This window comes from Streptomyces naganishii JCM 4654 (assembly GCF_014650575.1).
GTDB classification, from domain to species: domain Bacteria; phylum Actinomycetota; class Actinomycetes; order Streptomycetales; family Streptomycetaceae; genus Streptomyces; species Streptomyces naganishii.
In genome coordinates this window covers 362901-381799 of sequence record NZ_BMVF01000004.1, presented here as the reverse complement: position 1 = coordinate 381799, position 18899 = coordinate 362901, and the positions used below count along the sequence as shown (strand labels likewise).

Genomic DNA, 18899 nt, shown 5'->3' with positions numbered 1-18899 from the left:
GTGGGGATGGACCACTCGGCGCACATGTCCTCGACGCTGTCCTCCGTCCTGACGATGGGGCTGTCGGGATTCGTCCTTGCCGCGGTGGTCCCCGCCGTGGTGCGGCTGACCCGGAGCTCGCCGCTGTGGCAGCGGGTCAGCGTGCCCGCCGGTGCCGCGCTGCCCCTGCTGGTGCTGGCGCACGGCTGGGCCGTGCTCGGCGAACCGCTGCGGCACGGGACGCCGGGCGGCGCGCTGCTGACCGAACCCGTCCTGCTGGCCGCCGCCGTGCTCTTCTGGCTCCCTGCCGCCGCCCGCACCCGGCACCGGCTGAGCGATCCCGGCCGCTGCCTGTACCTGTTCCTGGCCGCGCCCCTGCTCGACCTGCCCGCCGTCGGCGTCGTCGCCGCCGGGCGCCCGGCCGAGGGCATCGCCATGATCGTGGGAATGCTCCCGGTCGGCCTCGCTGCGGCCGCCGTCACCTGGACCTGGGTGAACCGCGAGGAGCGGCAGGCCCTCGACGACCTCGCCATGACGACAGGCGGTGAACCCCGTGTCCCCTGAGTCCCCTGACCCCCGTCCGGACGTCCTCGTCTTCGACGTCAACGAGACGATCACCGACATGAGCGCGCTCGGCGCCCGCCTGACGGACGTGGGCCTGGACGCGGGGCTGCTGCCGGCGTGGTTCGCTGGCGTGCTGCGCGACGGCATCGCCCTGACCCTGGCGGGCGGCCGCGCGTCCTTCGCGGAGGTGGCCGCCGACGGACTGCGCGCCCTGCTCGCCCGCGAGCGGCCCGGGCAGGAGGCCGAGCCCGCGGTGCGGCACGTCCTGGACGCCCTGCCGGACCTGCCCGTCCACCCGGACGTGCCCGACGGCGTACGGGAACTGCACGCGGCCGGAGTGCGCATGCTGACCCTGACCAACGGCTCGGCCGGCACCACCCGCGCGGTCCTGGGGCGCGCGGGGCTCGCGGACCTGTTCGAGGCGCACCTCGACGTCGAGGGCGCGGGCGGCCGCTGGAAACCGCACCCGGCCGCCTACGCCCACGCCCTGCGGACGGCCGGTGTGCCCGCCGGTTCCGCGATGCTCGTCGCCGTGCACCCGTGGGACGTCGACGGCGCCGCCCGCGCGGGCCTGCGAACCGCGTGGCTGCGCCGCGAGCCGGTCCCGTACCCCTCGGCCCTCCACCCGCCCGACGCCGAGGCGGAGGCCCTGACGGACCTCGCCCACCGCCTCACCGCACGGAGAGGCCGGCCAGGGAGCTGACCCCGGTTCAGCCGGCGCGCGCCTCGAGGCGTTCGCGCTGGGGCACGACCGTGTACTTGGGGTCCTCGGCCGAGTCCACCCCGGCGTGGAAGACGCCGAACCTGAGCGCGGCGGAACCGGACATCAGCGCCACTCCGGCGGCCACGGCCAGGCCCCGTTCGCGGCGGCGTCCGCTCAGCGCCGCCAGCGCGGCACCGCCCGCCGTGAGCACCTCGGCGGCCCGCAGCAACGTGTGCGGCCTGCCCCGCTCGAACGGCTCCGCGAGCATGCCCATCCGGCGCTTCATCAGCTGGAACAGACCCATCTCCAGGGCCGCGCCCAGGACCGCCATGCGCCGGGCCGGACCCGCCTGCGCGGCCGGTACGCTCGCGAGGGCGAGCCCGGCCGCCGCGCTGGCCCCGGACCCGGCGAAGACGAACGGCAGTTCCCGGTAGCCCTCGTGCCAGGACGGCACCGCTGTGTCGGAGAGCAGCACGGCGGTGTAGGTGGCGACCGCCGGACCGAGCACGGCCGCACCCGCGGTGGCGCCCGCGCCCACGAGCCGGTAGCGGCCCGCCACGTCCGCGGCCGCCGCGGCCATCGTCAGCGGGGCGTACCCGGACAGCAGCCAGGAGCCCATGTTCATCGGCGAGGTCGGCTTGAACACCCGCAGCATGTTGACGAAGCGGGCCGGCCGCCCGAGGTCGTGCACGAGCGCGCCCAGCGACACGGTGATGGCGCCCGCCGCGCCCAGCTTCGCCACCCGCGCCAGGTCGGGCCGCCCGGTCGCGTGCGCGCCGGCGGCCAGCAGCGAGGCGGCCCCGGCCAGCCCGCCGAGGTAGAGGTAGCCCGCGATGTCGAGGGGCTTCCAGGTCGGCTTGTTGAGCACCGGTTTGCCGTAGTACGACGAGAACTGCGCGTCCGGGACCATCGGCTGCTCGCCGCGGCCGCGCCGCCGCCTGCGCCGCCCGGCCCGCGCCCCGGTCGGCGCGTCCCGCCCCGGCCGCGCCCCCTGCACACCCTCGCGGGTGACGTCCGATCCGCTCATCGCGGCCTCCTGACGAAACTGGCCACGCCGAGCGCGGCGAGCGACACGGCGGCCATCGCCGCGTGCTTCCACATCGCGGGCAGGTCGCGGGTGGTGACCTGCGGGTCCGGCGGCAGCCCGTACACCTCCGGCTCGTCCAGCAGCAGGAAGAACGCGCCGTCGCCGCCGACCCCGTCCTCGGGGCTCTCGCCGTAGAGCCGGGCGTCGGTGACGCCCGCCGCGTGCAGCTGGGCCACCCGGGCGGCGGCCCGCTCCCGCAGCTCCTCCAGCGGGCCGAACTGGATGGAGTCGGTCGGGCAGGCCTTGGCGCAGGCGGGCTCCATGCCGACGCCCAGACGGTCGTAGCACAGCGTGCACTTCCAGACCCGGCCGTCCTCCTTGCGCTGGTCGATCACCCCGTACGGGCAGGCGGGCACGCAGTAGCCGCACCCGTTGCACACGTCCTCCTGGACCACCACCGTGCCGAACTCGGTGCGGAACAGCGCCCCCGTGGGGCACACGTCCAGGCAGGCGGCGTGCGTGCAGTGCTTGCACACGTCGGAGGCCATCAGCCAGCGCAGCTCGGTGCGCCCGTCGGGCGACACCGGCGAGATCTCCCCGGCCGGCGCCCCGGCGGGCGCCGCCTGGGGGGAGGGCGCGGTGGCGCCGGGACCGGGGGAGGCGGGCGAGGTGCCGAGGGAGCGGGCGGCCTCGAACACGTCGAAGCCCTCGTGGCCGACCCCCGGTTCCTGGCCGCCCAGCGGCTTGCGCTGCTCGATGAAGGCCACGTGCCGCCAGGTGTCCGCGCCGAGCCCCTGCGTGTTGTCGTACGACATGCCGGTGAACTCCAGGCCGTCCTCCGGCACCGAGTTCCACTCCTTGCACGCCACCTCGCAGGCCTTGCAGCCGATGCACACCGAGGTGTCGGTGAAGAAGCCCATGCGGGGCGGTACATCGGTGTAGCCGGCGGCCTGCGCGACATTGGGCTGCGGCCCGTACAGCAGGTTCTCGGACGGGGGTGGCGGGTCGCCGCCGCTTCCGCGCGCCGCCGTGGTGTTGGCCTCGGTCATGCTCGGTCCTCCTCGCTCAAGCCTCGTCTAGCTCTCACCGCTGTCCTCCGCCTGTGCCGGACCGGCGCGGGCCACCTCGATCCGCTCCCGCTGCCACTCGGTCGTCGGCATTTCCACGCGCTTGGCGAAGTACCAGCGGCTCAGCGCGTTGCGGACGCGGTGCCGGTGCCACAGCCGCCAGGCCTCCGTGCCGTGCACACGGGGGCGCGGCTCGTCGCGGACGAGGATGCGGTAGGCGTCCTCCGCGGACAGCAGCGTGCGCTCCCGCACGTATCCGCCCCCGTCGACGCGCCGTACCTTCGCGGTGTCGCGGCCCTCCAGCAGCCGTCTGCGGTCGGCCGCCTGCAGCCCCAGGCAGGCCCGCTTGGCCGCGTGGTAGGCCACGAACGGCACCACGAACAACGCCGCCCGCAGGGTGTACGTCATCAGTTCGAACGGCACGTGGAACACGTACGACAGCACGTCCTGGCCGCCCGCCAGCAGCAGCACGGCGTAGGCCGAGAGGGCCGCGACACCGAGCGCGGTGCGCGTGGGCTGGTTGCGCGGCCGGTCGCACAGGTGCTGCTCGGGCGCGGGACCGGTGACCCAGCGCTCGAAGAACGGATAGGCGTACAGAAGCATGAAGAGGGCCGTGGGCAGGACCACCCCCGGCAGGAACACGTCCCACACGAAGGTGTGCCCCGCCACGTTCGTCTCGGCCGCCGGCATCAGCCGCAGCGCGCCCTCCAGGAACCCCACGTACCAGTCGGGCTGCGCGTCGATGGACACGTGGTCGGCGCGGTAGGGGCCGAAGTCCCAGACCGGGTTGATCTGCATCAGCGCGCTCATCAGCGCCAGTACGCCCGTCAGGGTGAAGAACAGGCCGACCGACTTGGTCGTGTACTGGGGGGACGAGCGGCTTGCCGATCACGTTCTGGTTGCTGTGTCCGGGCTTCGCCCACTGCGTGTGCTTGTGGTACACGACGAAGGCCAGGTGCACGCCGACCAGGGCGAGCAGCAGCCCCGGCAGGATCAGGATGTGGAAGACGTACAGCCGCGGGATGATCTCGTGCCCGGGGAACTGGCCGCCGAAGACGAAGAACTGGAAGTACGTGCCGACCACCGGGATCGACAGCATGATGCCCTGTGCCGTGCGCAGCCCGGTCCCGGAGAGCAGGTCGTCGGGGAGCGAGTAGCCGCAGAAACCCTCCAGCAGGGCCAGCCCGAACAGCGTCACGCCGATGGTCCAGTTGACCTCGCGCGGCCGCCGGAAGGCGCCGGTGAGGAAGATCCGCATCAGGTGCACGCCGATCGACGCGACGAACACCAGCGCGGCCCAGTGGTGGATCTGACGCAGCAGCAGGCCGCCGCGGATGTCGAAGGAGATGTGCAGCACCGAGGCGTACGCCTCCGACGCCTGCACCCCGCGCAGCGGCGCGTACGAGCCGGTGTACGGCCGTTCGGTCATGTCCGGGTGGAAGAAGAAGCTCAGGAAGGTGCCGGTGAGCACCAGGATGAGCAGGCTGTAGAGGGCGAGCTCGCCGAGCAGGAAAGACCAGTGGTCCGGGAACGCCTTACGCAGGAACTTCTTGCCCGCCAGGCCCAGCGGAAGCCGCTTGTCGAGCGCGCTCGCCACCCGCTCACCCCGGGACGGCGGGTCCTGCGGAGCGCGCCTGCGAGATGCCGCCACGCCGTACCGCCCTTCTTCCGCCGCCGTCGGACGCCGCACCCCCGGTGCTCCTCTTCGAGCCTGGCACGGGTGCCCGGACCGCGCTCGCCCGAAACCGTCGCGCGGGGACCGCGGCCGGGCCTCGCGGTCACATGAAGTTGCGGGTGTGCAGCGCCGAGAGGGCGGCGGCCTCGTCGTCGGGGAAGCCCAGCCGGGACAGCCGGTGCCGGCGGCCCTCGTCCATCTCCGCCTGGAGGCGCCGCACCGCCCGCCAGCCGCGGGCGATCGCGGCCGGCTCCCAGGAACCGGCGGCCAGCAGGACCAGCGCGTCGAACACGTCCCGGTTCAGACCAGCCGTGCGGGCGAGTACGTCGTGCCGCCGTTCCACGGCCGCCCGCAGCCGGCCGCGCAGCCGGGGGTCGACCCCGGCGCGGTGCTCCAGGTGACCCACGCCGAAGGCGACGTGCCGGGCCTCGTCCTGCCGCACCAGACGGCTGATCCTGCGCGTCACCGGGTCCGGCGCGTGCCGGTCGAGGAAGGTGAGCAGATTCAGGAAGCTGCCCTCGCCGAGCACGGACAGCAGGAAGGAGGCGATCGAGAAGTCCGGCTCGGTCAGCAGGGTCGCCAGCGACGCCCGGCCGCCCGCCGACGACGTGCCCATCGCGCCGCCCCGCAGCAGCGCCCGCCGCGTGAAGACCTCCACGTGCCGCGCCTCGTCGGCGGCCTGCACGGCGAGCAGCTGGAGCACCTCGCGGAAGTGCGGGTGCACCTGGACCAGCAGCCGGCCCGGCACCACCAGGGCCGCCTGCTCGTTCTCCACCAGGTACGTCATGACCTGCACGACGGCCGACTCGACCTCGCCGGGCAGCTCGAACGGCGTGTCCCACTCGATGGCGCTCGCCGGGTCCCACTGGGAGGCGGCCGCCTGCCGGTACAGCCGCGGCGCGAGGTCCGTCCACGCCGTGTCCCGGTCGGCCACCGGGAACGGCAGCTCGGGACCGCCCGCCTCCACCAGCGCGCCGCGCGCCGCGAGCCCCCAGTGCAGCGGCGCCCGCTCGGCCACCTGCCCCGCCCGCGCGCTCCCGGCCCGCTCGGAACCCCGCTGCCTGTCCTCCTCCCCGGCCCCGCGCACGACGTACGCCCGTACGGGCGCGTCGGCGGGCGGCGCGGGGGACACGGTGTGCCCCGCGCGCCGGCACCAGGCGGTGAGGTGCGCGACCAGCGCCGGATCGGTGCCCGCGACGGCCACCCGTCCCCCGGCCGGCACCTGGCGCAGCGTCCGCCGCAGCAGCAGGTGCGCGCCCTGGTCGAAGCCGAGGGCCGCCAGGTCCACGAGCCGTGCCGGGCTCGGGCCGGTGGACGAAACGGCGCCGGTCACGGGTGGTAGCCGGCGGCCGTGACGCGCCCGTCGGCGTCGTAGAACCCCGTCTCCTCGACGGCCGCCGCCAGGGCCTCGTAGCCGGTGTCCCGGCCCGGGAGCCACCGGGTGAGGCCCTCCAGGTCCATGAGGTGGCGCACCTCCGGATCGGCGGCGGACATCGACAGCAGCAGGGCCGTGAGGCGTTCGCCGGGTTCCGGGTCGAGCGACGGGCCGGCGGCGAGCACGCAGTGGTCGTAGGGGGCGGTGCGGGTCAGCAGGCGGGTGGTGCCCGGGGGGAGGGTGCCCTCCTGGCCGAACAGCAGGTGGTTGCTGTCGGTCATGCAGGCCGCCGCCACCTCGCCGGCCATCAGGGCGCGGGCAGCGTCCCGTTCGCCGCCGATGTGGTCGCCGTGGAGCCCCACCCCGGTGTCGTGGCGCCGCACCTCGAAGTCGGCGCCGGGCTCGAGCCCGAGCCCGCGCAGATGGTGCAGGGGCAGCAGGGTGGCCTGCGGGGAGTCCACCGCGCCCACGGCGACCGCCTCGCCCTTGAGGTCGGCCGCGGCGCGGATCGCCGCGTCCTGCCGGACGGCCACCACCGAACTCAGGTCCCGGTCGGTGTCCCGCATGACCAGCGGCCGCACCCGCACCCCCGCCGCCCGCGCGAGCGAGCGGGTGCGCAGCCAGGCCAGCGGGGAGTGCCAGGCCGTGTCGATCCGCCCGGCCACGAGATCCTCGGCCTGCCGCTCGTAGTGGGCGTAGAGCACGAAGTCGAGCGGCAGATCGTGGCGCCGCAGCCAGGACCGGAACCCGGACCAGATGGTGACGACCTTCGGGTCGTAGGCGACCGCGCCCAGGACGACGCCGCTCATCAGGCCTCCTCGAACAGCGGCAGGCCGAGCTCGGCACGCCCGCAGAAGTCGTGCAGCGCCTCCGTCGTCGGGGCCATCACCCGGGCCGCGAGCGCGTCCCGGAACCGCCGCTCCACCCCGAGGTCCCGGCGGAAGGCCGACCCGCCGCACAGCCGCATCGCGCCGTCCGCCACCTCGGCGGCCGTCTCCGCCGCGAGCGCCTTGACCTGGAGCACCCGCAACCGGGCCTCGGGACGCGACGCCTCGAGCGCGGTCAGCGTGTCCCGCAGGAACGACCGTACGGCGTCCGCGCGCAGCCGCAGCCGGGCGAACTCCTGCCGGGATAGCGGCTGTTGAGCCAGCGTGCGGTCGAGGTGCTCCAGGCGCGAGCCGCGCAGGTGGGAGGCGGTCAGGTCCAGCAGGGCCTCGGTCACCCCGAGGGAGAAGGCCGCGCTCAGCACGAGGAAGCAGGGCAGCACCACCGCGAGAGCCGTGTCCAGGCCCTCTCCGTCGGCGCCCAGCATCGCCGTCCCGGCGACCGCGACGGCCTTGCCGGTGACGGGGCTCGAGGCGTTGCCGCGCAGCCCGAAGCCGTCGTAGTCGCCGTGCACATGGAGGCCCGCGCTGTCCCCGGGCACCAGCCACAGCGTCATCACGCCGTCCGCCGCAACCGGCCTGCTGGACCACACATAGCTGTCGGCCTCGCCGGCCGAGGTGATCCACGACTTCTCCGCGTTCAGGCGCACCGTGCCGTCCTGCTCCCGGACGGCCGTGCCGGCGGGCGCCCAGAAGTGGCTGCGGGAGCCCTTCTCGGAGAAGGCGAGGGTGCTCAGATGGCGGCCCCCGGCGATCGCCCGGCGCACCTCCCCGGGCCCGTGACGGTCGATCACCGTCGTGGCCGCGTAGTGCATCAGCAGCACCATGGCCGTGGAACCGCACACCCCGGCCAGCCGTTCGATGACACCGGCCGCCTGGCGCAGACCGCCGCCCTGTCCGCCGTGCTCCGGTGCGCCGAGCAGCCCGAGCACGCCGGCTCCGGCCAGGGCCCGCACGCCGTCCCGGGGGAACCGGCCGGTGCGGTCGACCTCGTCGGCGAGCGGTCCGACGGTCTCGCGCAGCACCGCTTCGAGACGCTCGCCCGCCGCGGACGGCGGGACTTCGGTGGACGCGGTCATGGCAGGGGCGCTCCTCGTCACTGGATGGGGCGGTCCGGTTGTCCGCCGTCCAGCCAACCAGTCGCGCCGTGACGTCCCGGGGATCGCTCGCCGTCGGCGCCGAAAGAGTGATGATCGGCCCGGTGGCCGGGGCATCCGGCGGGGCGGCCATGCGGGTGGTCCGGCGAAGGGCGCGGTTTCGGGACCGTACGGCAGGAAACTCCCGCAGACGCCCCGAACGACCATGAAGGACCGAGGACCAGGAGCAGCCGATGACCGTGACCGCGGAAATGCTCGACGCCCACCCCGGAGATCTCGGCGCGGCGGAGCGCCGGGCGCTGGCCGAGTGCATCGACCGGTGCCTGGACTGCGTCCAGGCCTGCACGGCCTGCGCCGACGCCTGCCTGGCCGAGGACAGGGTGACCGAGCTGCGCAGATGCGTCCGTACGGATCTCGACTGCGCCGACATCTGCGACGCCACGGCCCGCGTCCTGTCCCGGCACACCGGTTACGGTGCCGACGTGACCCGCGACGTGCTGGCGGCCTGCGCGGCGGCCTGCGCCGCGTGTGCCGCCGAGTGCGAGGGGCACGCCGGGACGCACGAGCACTGCGCGGTGTGCGCGGAGGCATGCCGCCGCTGCGAGCGCGCCTGCCGGGACCTGCTCACGGCCCTGGGCTGAACGCCCGGCTCAGGGCCACAGGTCCTGGTGCAGATGCTCGTTGTGCCAGGCGATGGCGCGCCGGATCTCCGGCTCGTGCAGTCCGGTGCGGCAGCCGAGCTGGGTGAGGGTGAGCACCGGGGTGCCCGAGGTCAGGGCGCGGTCGATCTTCGCGGCCCAGAGCTCCTCCTGCACGAAGGGGCGGCCGCGGTAGCGGTCCCGTACGACGGCGAAGTGCTCCTCGCAGCAGGCGGTGATCAGCCGCAGCCCGTCGAACCAGCCGTTGGTGCGGTGGACGGCGGAGGAGTCGGGGACGTAGCCGCGCACCGCCTCTTCCCGGGGGAAGGTCACCGCGCACAGGTCGCACAGCTCCAGGGGCAGCGGCTCGACGGGCCGCGCGCGCCTGGTGCGGGTGATGCGCCTGAGGTGCCGCACGCGCTTGGGGTTGTCGTCGCGCTTGCCGCGCCTCCACATGGTGACCTCCCGGGGCGTGCTGCGGTCGGGACTTAGGAGTTGCCGGGCGGGGCCCCGCCGAAACGCCCCCCGGCGCTCAACCGCCCAGGTGACGCTGGATCCAGTCGGCGGCGGCCCTGCGGAAGGTGCGGCGGTTGTCCGCGCGGCGGAAGTAGTGGCCCTCGTCCCGCAGCACCAGCATGGCCGCCTCCACCCCGCGCTCCCGGGCGGCCCGCACGAACTGCTCCGACTCGCCTGGCGGCACGTTGGTGTCGTGCTCGCCGTGCACCGCCAGTACGGGGACGCGCAGCTCGTCGATCCGGCTCATCGGCGACAGCTCCCGCAGCAGTTCCCGGTCGCGCTCCGGGTGCCCGTACTTGTGTGCCGCCGACTGCGCGATCCAGGGTTCGGTGCCCGCGAAGAACGTCGCGAAGTCCGACATGCCGCACACCGCGACGCCGGTGCGGAACAGGTCCGGGTGCCAGACGAGGCTCGCCAGGGTCAGGTAGCCGCCGTAGGAGTGGCCCATCACGGCCAGCCGGCGGGGATCGGCCAGGCCCTGGAGGACCGCGTGGGCCACGCAGTCGGCCACGTCGTCGATGGCGGCGAACCTGCCCCGGCCCAGGTCGGCGTCGACGAAGGAACGGCCGTACCCGGAGGAGCCGCGCACGTCCGGGGCGAACACGTCCAGGCCCCGGCCGAGCAGCTCGTGGAACAGCGGCTCGAACACCGGCCGCTCCTGCTCCTCCGGGCCGCCGTGCAGATGGACGACGCAGGGCGCGGGCGCCCCCGGGGAGCGGCCCGGCGCACGGTAGTACCAGCCGCCGAGTGCGAGTCCGTCGCGGGCGGTGGGACGCAGGGGGACCGGGCGCACCGGCGGGTGGCTGCCGGGGGCCACGTCCTCGTCCCGCGAGGACCACGGTGTGCGCAGCGCGGCGCCCTGGGGGAGCCACCACACGCCGGGACGGCGCTGCGACCCGGACAGGGCCACCACCGGTGCGTCGGGGTCCGCCGAGGCGGCCACCCTCGTCACCACCTCGTGCGGCAGCGGGACGGTACGGGAGGCGATGACCGCGGGGGCGGCGGGGCCGGGACCGGCGGGGGCCGGGGCGGCGGTGGGGATCCTCGCGGGGCGCCTGGCCGGGAGGAGGGTCGCCACCTCCAACTCGCTGACCCCGCGCATGTTCCAGGACAGCACCGCGCCGCGGCCGTTGTGGTCCAGGGCCAGCAACTCCAGCCCGGCCCCGGTGCGTTGGGAGGCCACCGTCTGCCCGTACCGCGCCCCGCGCGGACCGAGGCCGACCGCGTACAGGGCGGCGAACTCCCGCCCGTGGTCGCTGCGCAGCCACACCGTACGGCCGTCGTGGGAGAAACCGCCGATCCACGGGTCTCCGTCCGCGACCGGCATCGAGCAGGTCACCCGCTGGTCGGCCATCCGGACCACGAGCGCCTCACGGCGTCCTCGCGGTCCCCGGCGCAGGAGGGCGAGCCGCCCGTCCCGGCTCAGGTCGCACACGCGCAGGGTGGCGGCCTCCCGTTCGCTCGCCAGGAGCACCGGGGCGGCCGAGCCGTCCGGGTCGACGAGGTACGCCGACAGCGTCCTGGGCGAGGGCTCGGCGCCGCCCGCGGTACGGGAGCCGCCGGTGCCCGGACCGGGGGCGGGCGGGGCCGCCCGGGGCGGTACGCCCAGCAGGGTCGCGCGTCCGTCCCGGTGCGTCCACCCCTCGGGGTGGGGCGCGGGGGACCCGGCGGGCGGGGCGGGGGAGCCGGCGTACGGCGAGCCGCCGTCATCCGTACGGCCGCTGACGGGTCCGGGCTCCGCGGCGGCCGGCGGCTGAGGGGCGGCCGGCACGGGAGCCTCGGCGACGGTCACGGCGAGGGCCGTACCGTCGCGCGTCCAGCAGCCGAGGTGGGCCGAGCTGCCGGGCTCGCCACCCGCCAGGATCCGGCGGCCGGTGCCGTCGGGCCGTACGCACAGCACGCGTGTGTGCTCCCCGCCGCCGGGAGCGGTGGTGTACGCGATCCAGCGGCCGTCCGGTGACCAGGCGACCTCGGTCACCGGATGCGGCTCGGCGTCGAGCAGGTGCACGCCGTCGCCGTCGACCGGTCCCGTCCAGAGCTGCGGCACGCCGGCCCGGTCGCAGATGAAGGCGGCGTTGCGGCCGCCGGGGTCCGCCGAGGGGTACCAGCAGCCGTGCGAGGTGAGCAGCCGGGGCACGGCGTCCAGGGGCACGGCGTTGTCCGGCAGCCACACCGGCTCGGGCGCCGGCTGCGCGGTCACCGGCCCCTCGCCGCCGGGAAGCTCGGTGGCCCGTACGCCACGCACCCGGTCCACGACGTCCCGCCCGGGCAACGGCCGAGCCCGGTCCGCCAGCCCCTCGGCGGTACCCGGCGCGGCCACGGTGCCGGCCGACTCGTCCGCCCGGCCCGCCGCGTCCGGCGCGTCCGCCCGGGCCGGTGCGGCAGCCGCGCCCGCCCGGACCGGTGCCGCTGCGGCCGCGACCACGGGGCCTTCCGCCCGGGCCGCCGTGCCCGGTGCGGCTGCCGCCGTGCCTGCGAGATCCTCCGCCGGCGCGTCCGTCGCACCCGTGCTGGGATCGGCCGCGGGCGGTTCCGCACGGGCGGCCGTGCCCGGGGGCTGCTCGGTGTCGCCCTGGACCGCGCGCGTGTCCGTTGCGGCCACCTTCGCACCGGCCGCCGAGGCCACCCTCGAACCGGCCTCGGGCGGTTCCGCCCGGAGGGGCGTGCCGGGGGGCGCGTCGGTGCCGTCCCGGTCCGCGCGCGTGTCCGTCGCGGCCGCACCTGTTCCGGCCTCGGGCGGTTCCGCCCGGGCGGGCGTGGTGCCGTCCGCGGCGCCGGCCCGCCGGGCCCGGTCCGCGCCGGACGCGGCTCCGGGGGCGGGCCGGGGGGCGTGGGCCGGGGCCGTGGCGTCCGTGGGCGTGTGGGCGGGGGTCAGGTGATCTCGTGGGTCTGCAGCCATATCTCCAGCAATGCAACCTGCCACAAGGCGTTCGCCCCGCGCTTGGTGCGATGCGCGTCGGGCGCCGCCAGCAGCTCGTCGACGTAGGTGCGGCGGAAGATGCCGCGGGCCCGGGCCTCCGGGGCGGACAGGGCCTCGCGGACCCGTTGCAGCACCGGCCCGGCCATGTGCTTGATCGCGGGCACGGGGAAGTAGCCCTTGGGCCGGTCCACGACCTCGCGCGGCAGCACCTTGCGGCCCGCCGCCTTCAGCACGCCCTTGCCGCCGTCCGCGAGCTTGAGCTCCGGAGGGCACGCGGCCGCCAGCTCGACCAACTGGTGGTCGAGGAAGGGCACCCGCGCCTCCAGACCCCAGTCCATCGTCATGTTGTCGACCCGCTTGACCGGGTCGTCGATCATCATCACGTGCGTGTCGAGCCGCAGATCCGCGTCCAGCGCGGTCTGCGCGCCCGGCACCGCCATGTGCGCCCGCACGAAGTCGCCGGAGACGTCGTGCGCGGGCAGCACGTCCGGTTCCAGCATGTGCGCGAGGTCGGCGTGCGGACGGTCGAAGTACGTCTCGGCGTACGCGCCGGCGGCCTGCGCCCGGGGCACGCGGGCCATGTCCGGGTACCAGTGGTAGCCCGCGAACACCTCGTCCGCGCCCTGGCCGCTCTGCACGACCTTGACCTCCTTGGCCACCTGCTCCGACAGCAGGTGGAAGGCGACCACGTCGTGGCTGATCATCGGCTCGCTCATGGCCTCCACGGCCCCGTCCAGCGCCCGCGAGACCCGGTCGGAGGGCACGAGCAGCTGATGGTGTTCGGTGCCGAAGTGCCGTGCCACCAGGTCCGAGTAGTGGAACTCGTCGCCCTCCTCGCCACCCTCCGACTCGAAGCCCACGCTGAAGGTGGCGAGGTCGCTCTGCCCCTCGTCGGCCAGCAGCGCCACGATCAGGCTGGAGTCCAGGCCGCCCGACAGCAGTACGCCCACCGGCACGTCGGCCACCATCCGCCGCCGCACCGCCGTACGCAGCGCGTCGAGCACGGCGTCCGTCCAGTCCTCCGCCGAGAGACCCGCGTGCTCGGGGCGCCGGGTGTACTCCGGCTGCCAGTAGCGGTGGTCGTGGTGCGTGCCGTCCGGCTCGACCACCCTCACGGTGGCCGGCGGGAGCTTGCGCACGCCGTTGAGGACCGTGCGCGGCGCCGGCACGGTGGCGTGCCAGCTGAGGTAGTGGTGCAGCGCGACCGGGTCGATGGAGGTGTCCACACCGCCGGCCGCCAGCAGCGCGGGCAGCGAGGAGGCGAACCGGAGCCGGCCGGGGGTCTCGGCGAGGTAGAGCGGCTTGATGCCGAGCCGGTCGCGGGCCAGGACCACCCGCCCGGTGTCCTGCTCGGCGATCACGAAGGCGAACATGCCGTGGAAGCGCTCGACGCAGGCGGTGCCCCACTCCCGGTACGCGGCGAGCACCACCTCGGTGTCGGAGTGGGAGAAGAAACGATGACCGAGGTTGGTCAACTCCCGTCGCAGCTCACGGTAGTTGTAGACACACCCGTTGAAGACGCCGGCGAGCCGGGCCCGGGGGTCGGCCATCGGCTGCGCGCCGCTCTCCGACAGGTCGATGATCTTCAGCCGGCGGTGGCCGAGGGCGACACACCCCTGCGACCACAGCCCGCGGCCGTCCGGCCCCCGGGGCGCCAGCCGGTCGGTCATGCGCTCCACCGCGGCCAGGTCCGGCAGCCGGCCGTCGAAGCGGACCTCGCCGCTCAGCCCGCACATCAGGCGGACCTCCCTTCCCCGGGGACCGGCGCACCGGGCGGCAGCCCGCGGTCCGGGGCGCCCTTCGCGCACACGGACACGGGAGCACCCATGTCCGGGGCGACGGCGGGGTCGGCGGTCGTGGGGACGGCGGGGTCGGCGTTCGCGGTGACGGCGGTGGTGAACGTGTTGGTCGCGTGGCACATGTGGTGTCGGCTCCTGGGGTTGGGATCGGATGCCCGGCCCTTGGCGGCCGGATCGCCCGGCGCGGCTCAGGCGCCGGTGCCCTCGACTAGGGAACGGGTGCGGTGGCGGGCCTGCGCGGCCCGTGCGCGTCCCGTGGCGCGCGGGGCGGGCGCGCCGCGTGTCTCGGCGGCCATCAGGGCGATGCTGCTGAGCAGGTCCTCGCTCTCGGCAGCCCGGCGCAGGCGGTGCGCCGCGCTGCCCTCGGCCAGCGCCTGGTCCAGCAGTTCGTGGACGGTCTCCCAGTCGCCGGACGCCTCCAGCGCCGGCCGCAGCCGGGCCGCCATGCCGAGCAGCGCCACCCGCGCCGGGACGGCACGGCGGGTGACCGGATCGACCAGGGGACCTTCGAGTCCGGAGCGGGCGGCCCGCCAGGACGCGGCCCGCAGCCACTCGTGGTGGCCGCCGCAGGACGGGCCCTCCCCGCGCGCCAGCCGGGCGCACGCGTCGCGGACCAGGGCCCGGAACAGCCCGGCGACCAGCACGACCGTCTCCACCCGGGGACAGGCGTCGCAGATCCGCAGCTCGAGCGTCCGCTGGTGCCCGCTGGGCCGTACGTCGTAGTAGACCATCCCGGTGTCGCTGATGACCCCGGAGCGGATCAGCTCCCCGATGGCCGCGTCGTAGGCGGCGGCCCCGGAGTAGCAGCCGGCCGGGCCCGCGGTGGGCCAGCGCTGCCACAGCATGGTCCGCCAGCTCGCGTACCCGGTGTCCGCGCCGAGCCAGAACGGCGAACTGGCGGACAGCGCGAGCAGCGGCGGCAGCCAGGGCGACACCAGGCACATGGCCCGTACGGCGGTGTCCCGGTCGGGCACGTCGACGTGCACCTGCGCGCTGCAGATGAGCTGTTCGTCGGCGACCCTGCGGTACTCGTCGACCATGTGCCGGTAGCGGCGCCCGGCGGTGACGTCGCGGGAACTCACCCGTGCCAGCGGCACGGTGCCCGCGGCGACCACGGCCAGGCCCAGCGAGGAGGCGGCCGCGTCCAGCCGCCGCCGCGCCCCGGTCAGGTCCGCGCAGAGGCCCTCGAGGGTGTCGTGCACCCCGCTGTTGCTCTCCACGACCGACTGCTGGAGCTCGGTCGTGAAGCCGGGTCTGCCGAGCCGGTCGAGCACGGCGCGGGCGCGTGGCACCAGCCGGCCGCTCTCCACGTCCAGCACGTGGAACTCTTCCTCTGCCCCGATGCGCAACGTCACGTCTTCCCCTTGCCGTCTCGGTCACCCGGCCGCCGCGTTCGGGCCTCCGCGGGGAAACCGCGCAGCTCCGGGGACGTCCGGGTTCCCGTTCGGCGAGTGCGCAAGCATCACGCAGGCCTCCGACGGCACAGCGTCCCCGGCCGGTCGCGGGGTGTGTCCGGCGACGCGTGTGTCCTGCGGCGGGTGTGTGCGGCCGACGGGTGTGTGCGGCTTGGGTGCGGAGAGGGAGCGGAAGGGGGCGCGGGGTGCCGGCCCCCCCGGTGTCAGCCGGCGGTCTCCTCGGTGGCGGCAGTGGCCCCGGCCGGCGTCGAGGCGGGAGACCCGGCGGCGTCCGAGGGCGCCGGCTGGGCCGCCGCCTGGCCGCCCCCGGCGACGGTGTAGAAGACGGAGGTGCCCTGCTTGCTGCGCTGGGCCTGGTTCCGGGCGACCAGTCCTTCGAGGGTGGTGCGCACGACCGTGTTCTGGATCCTGCGGTCGGGGTGCGCCTGCCCGAGCGCGGTCGTCACCTCCGCGGCCGAGCGCGGCTCGGTCTGCGCGGACAGGTGCGCGCGCACCAGCTCCACGAGCGTGGGCTGCCCGGCCCGGCTCCCGCCCGCCCCAGCGGCCTTGCCCGCCTTGGCCGTGGTCTTGGCGGTGGTCTTGGCGGCGGTCTTCGCGGTGGTCTTCGCGGGGGCCTTGGTGGTGGGCTTCGCCGCGGTCCTGGCTGTGCTCGTGGCTGTGGTCTTGTCCGCGCTCTTGCCCGTGTTCTTGTCCGCGCTCCTGCCCGTGCTCTTCCCGGTGAGCTTGGTGACCGCGTCGGCCGCGGGTTCGGCCGGCTTGGCAGTCGCCGTTCCTCCGCTCGCGGCCCGCTTCGTGGCCCGGACGGCCTTGGGCGCGGCGGCGGACTTCTTCGCGGAGGCCTTACCGCGCGGCGCGGGCACCGGCGCCGGCGCGGACTCCGGAAGGGCGGGAGCCGGAGGGGCGGTCGTCGCGGGCGCGGTGGACGGCGTGGCGATGCCCAGCGCCTGCTGCATGCTCACCAGCAGCGCGTGGTCGCGTCGCAGCGACGTCAACTGCTCCTGCAGCGCGGCGATTTCGACGCCGATACGTTCCTGTTCCTTGACGTTGGCCTCGAGGTCACCGGTGACCTGGGCGATGTACTGGGAGGTGAGTTCGGAGGAGGGCGTCGTGTTCGTGTTCTCGGACATGGGGCGACCTTTCGTGGGTGCCGTGGTCCACCGATAGTACGGACGAGCGCTGCCTCTTGTTCCGCAGTCAGGAGACGCGGGTGACCGTTGACCGGGGTAAGTACCGCGCTCTCATCACTCCTTGGGAGGACGGGACGTGGCGGAGCGAGGCCCCGGCATGGCTGGAGGACGCGCTCGCCGTCGACGCCGTGCGCGGCTGGCCGCTGCTGCCCGACGGCGGGGAGTTGTTCCGGGACGTCCTCGACTCCGGGCGTGCGGACGCACGTTCGTGGGGGGAGGCGCTGCGTCAGTACGCGGCCCTTCAGCACGCCGTCGCGGCGCTCCCACCGCTCGCCGTTTGCGCTCTTCCCGTTTTTCCACAGGGGCTTGGATTTTTCGTCCAATGGCTTAGACTGATCGTACAGATCGGCCGATTCGCGGGAGGGTGAGGTGGCCACGAGCAAGACCAATGCTGTAGCCGAGGCCGATGCCGTGCTGGCTGCGCTGACGCCGGTCGTCGACGGCATCGCCGCGACGCTGGGCTCGCTCTGCGAGGTGGTCCTGCACGACTTCCGCCGCCCGGAGAACTCCGTCGTGGCCCTCGCGGGCACGGTCACCGGGCGCGGTGTCGGGGGGGCGATGAGCGAGATCGGCATGGGCCTGCTGGCCCGCGGCGACGAGGCGACGGACGAGCTGAACTACATCACCCGCACCCGGGACGGGACGCTCGTGAAGTCCTCGACCATGCTGCTGCGCGACTCCAGGGGCTCGGTCTTCGGCGCCCTGTGCATCAACCTCGACATCACCGCCGTCGACCAGGCGCGCGCACTGCTCGGTGAGATCACGGGCGCCACCGGCACCACGGAGGTGCCGACGACCACGTTCGGCGACGACATCGGCTCGGTGGTCGACGCCATCGTCGACACCCACCAGCTGCGCTCGCACAAGCAGTGGTCCGGACTCACCCGGCCGGAACGCCTGGAACTGTTCCGCAGCCTCGACGAGCGCGGGGTGTTCGCGGTGCGCGGCGCCGCCCAGCAGATCGCACGCCGGCTCGGCATCTCCCGGGCCTCCGCCTACAACTACCTGGCCGGCGCCCGCACGGCGAGCGCCGCCCCGCCACCGGCACCCGACACCACCCACCAGGATGGAGCACCGGCATGACCGACACCCCGCCCGTCACTCTGGACGACGTCCGCGACGCCGCGGAACGCATCAAGGGCGTCGCGCACCGCACGCCCGTACTGCGCTCGCGGACCCTGGACGCCCTGGTCGGGGCGGAGGTCCTCGTCAAGTGCGAGAACTTCCAGCGGGTCGGCGCCTTCAAGTTCCGCGGCGCGTACAACGCGGCCTCCCGGCTGTCCCTCGAGCAGCTCGCCAAGGGCATCGCCGCCTACTCCTCCGGCAACCACGCCCAGGCCGTCGCGCTCGCCGCCCGTGAGCTCGGCACCACCGCGGTCATCCTCATGCCGGAGGACACCCCGCGCTCCAAGCGCGAGGCGACGGCGGGATACGGAGCGGAGGTCGTCACCTACGACCGCTACACCGGCGACCGCGTCGCCCTCGGCGAGGCACTCGCCGCCGAACGCGGCCTGGCGCTCATACCGCCCTACGAGCACCCGCACGTGATCGCCGGGCAGGGCACGGCCGCGCTCGAACTGATCGAGGAGGCCGGCCACCTGGACGCCCTGGTCGTCCCGGTCGGGGGCGGCGGCCTGGTCGCGGGCAGCGCCACCGCGGGCAAGGGCCTGCTGCCCGGGCTCCGGGTGATCGGCGTGGAGCCCGAGCACGGTGACGACACCAAGCGGTCCCTCGAGGCGGGGCGGCGCGTCGCGGTGCCCGTGCCGCGCACCATCGCGGACGGCCAGGCCGCCGACATACCGGGAGAGCTCACGTTCTCGGTCAACCGGCGCCTGGTCAACGGCATCGCCCTGGTGGACGACGATCAGATCCGCGAGGCGATGCGCTTCGCCTTCGAGCGCCTGAAGATCGTCGTGGAGCCCAGCGGCGCGAGCGCCCTGGCCGCGCTCCTGGCCCACCGCGTGGACCGGGTGCCACCGAGGGTCGGCGTCATCCTGTCCGGCGGCAACATCGACACCGAGCGGTTCACGGACATCCTGCGGGGCTGACCGGT

The 18899-nt window shown here is 74.9% G+C and carries 16 protein-coding genes and 1 pseudogene; 5 read left to right on the top strand and 12 right to left on the bottom strand.

All coding sequences use genetic code 11. The features are described from left to right. Positions 1 to 6: 6 nt before the first annotated feature. Both IE217_RS34605 and IE217_RS09675 read left to right on the top strand, forming a co-directional pair. Positions 7 to 543, top strand: coding sequence for a hypothetical protein (locus tag IE217_RS34605; protein ID WP_229865162.1), 537 nt, complete (start codon positions 7 to 9; stop codon positions 541 to 543). Continuing rightward, a complete protein-coding gene (locus tag IE217_RS09675; protein ID WP_229865159.1) occupies positions 533 to 1246 on the top strand; it encodes a haloacid dehalogenase type II in 714 nt (237 codons plus the stop codon). Before IE217_RS34605 ends, IE217_RS09675 begins: the two co-directional genes overlap by 11 nt. Positions 1247 to 1253: 7 nt before the next feature. Here the strand turns inward: IE217_RS09675 and nrfD are convergent, their stop codons facing one another. The 6 genes and pseudogenes from nrfD to IE217_RS09645 form a co-directional block, all read right to left on the bottom strand. Continuing rightward, positions 1254 to 2273 carry an NrfD/PsrC family molybdoenzyme membrane anchor subunit gene (gene nrfD / locus IE217_RS09670; RefSeq protein WP_190177316.1) on the bottom strand — a complete coding sequence of 340 codons (1020 nt, stop codon included), beginning with the start codon at positions 2271 to 2273 and terminating at the stop codon, positions 1254 to 1256. Further along, positions 2270 to 3322 (bottom strand): 4Fe-4S dicluster domain-containing protein, encoded by a 1053-nt coding sequence (locus tag IE217_RS09665; RefSeq protein ID WP_373297983.1) that lies wholly within the window; start codon positions 3320 to 3322, stop codon positions 2270 to 2272. The genes nrfD and IE217_RS09665 overlap by 4 nt, the downstream gene beginning before the upstream one ends. A 27-nt stretch (positions 3323 to 3349) precedes the next feature. Then, a pseudogene (qcrB, locus tag IE217_RS09660) lies at positions 3350 to 4991 on the bottom strand (cytochrome bc1 complex cytochrome b subunit). Positions 4992 to 5118: 127 nt separating this feature from the next. After that, positions 5119 to 6348, bottom strand: coding sequence for a ferritin-like domain-containing protein (locus tag IE217_RS09655; protein ID WP_229865158.1), 1230 nt, complete (start codon positions 6346 to 6348; stop codon positions 5119 to 5121). After that, positions 6345 to 7199, bottom strand: coding sequence for a phosphate/phosphite/phosphonate ABC transporter substrate-binding protein (locus IE217_RS09650; RefSeq protein ID WP_190177315.1), 855 nt, complete (start codon positions 7197 to 7199; stop codon positions 6345 to 6347). Before IE217_RS09650 ends, IE217_RS09655 begins: the two co-directional genes overlap by 4 nt. Further along, positions 7199 to 8353 (bottom strand): acyl-CoA dehydrogenase family protein, encoded by a 1155-nt coding sequence (locus tag IE217_RS09645; protein ID WP_190177314.1) that lies wholly within the window; start codon positions 8351 to 8353, stop codon positions 7199 to 7201. Before IE217_RS09645 ends, IE217_RS09650 begins: the two co-directional genes overlap by 1 nt. A 251-nt stretch (positions 8354 to 8604) precedes the next feature. Here IE217_RS09645 and IE217_RS09640 point away from each other — a divergent pair, with 251 nt between their 5' ends. Continuing rightward, entirely contained in the window at positions 8605 to 9012 is a 408-nt protein-coding gene (locus IE217_RS09640; protein ID WP_190177313.1) for a four-helix bundle copper-binding protein, read from the top strand. A 9-nt stretch (positions 9013 to 9021) separates the two neighbouring features. On the opposite strand, the gene IE217_RS09635 is transcribed toward IE217_RS09640, so the two are convergent. The 6 genes from IE217_RS09635 to IE217_RS09610 all read right to left on the bottom strand — a co-directional run bounded on the left by IE217_RS09635 (position 9022) and on the right by IE217_RS09610 (position 16786). After that, a complete protein-coding gene (locus tag IE217_RS09635) occupies positions 9022 to 9465 on the bottom strand; it encodes a hypothetical protein (RefSeq protein WP_308432706.1) in 444 nt (147 codons plus the stop codon). 76 nt (positions 9466 to 9541) lie between these two features. After that, positions 9542 to 11779, bottom strand: coding sequence for an alpha/beta fold hydrolase (locus IE217_RS09630; protein ID WP_373297990.1), 2238 nt, complete (start codon positions 11777 to 11779; stop codon positions 9542 to 9544). Positions 11780 to 12396: 617 nt separating this feature from the next. Then, a complete protein-coding gene (locus tag IE217_RS09625; RefSeq protein ID WP_190177311.1) occupies positions 12397 to 14181 on the bottom strand; it encodes an N-acetylglutaminylglutamine amidotransferase in 1785 nt (594 codons plus the stop codon). Next, positions 14181 to 14366 carry a hypothetical protein gene (locus IE217_RS09620; protein WP_190177310.1) on the bottom strand — a complete coding sequence of 62 codons (186 nt, stop codon included), beginning with the start codon at positions 14364 to 14366 and terminating at the stop codon, positions 14181 to 14183. The genes IE217_RS09625 and IE217_RS09620 overlap by 1 nt, the downstream gene beginning before the upstream one ends. A 66-nt stretch (positions 14367 to 14432) precedes the next feature. Then, positions 14433 to 15599, bottom strand: coding sequence for a carboxylate-amine ligase (locus IE217_RS09615; protein ID WP_190177309.1), 1167 nt, complete (start codon positions 15597 to 15599; stop codon positions 14433 to 14435). A 263-nt stretch (positions 15600 to 15862) separates the two neighbouring features. Then, entirely contained in the window at positions 15863 to 16786 is a 924-nt protein-coding gene (locus IE217_RS09610; protein ID WP_190177308.1) for a hypothetical protein, read from the bottom strand. Positions 16787 to 17215: 429 nt separating this feature from the next. Here IE217_RS09610 and IE217_RS09605 point away from each other — a divergent pair, with 429 nt between their 5' ends. Then, a complete protein-coding gene (locus IE217_RS09605) occupies positions 17216 to 17929 on the top strand; it encodes a helix-turn-helix transcriptional regulator (RefSeq protein WP_190177307.1) in 714 nt (237 codons plus the stop codon). Then, positions 17926 to 18894 (top strand): pyridoxal-phosphate dependent enzyme, encoded by a 969-nt coding sequence (locus IE217_RS09600; protein WP_190177306.1) that lies wholly within the window; start codon positions 17926 to 17928, stop codon positions 18892 to 18894. The genes IE217_RS09605 and IE217_RS09600 overlap by 4 nt, the downstream gene beginning before the upstream one ends. The last annotated feature ends 5 nt before the right edge of the window (positions 18895 to 18899 follow it).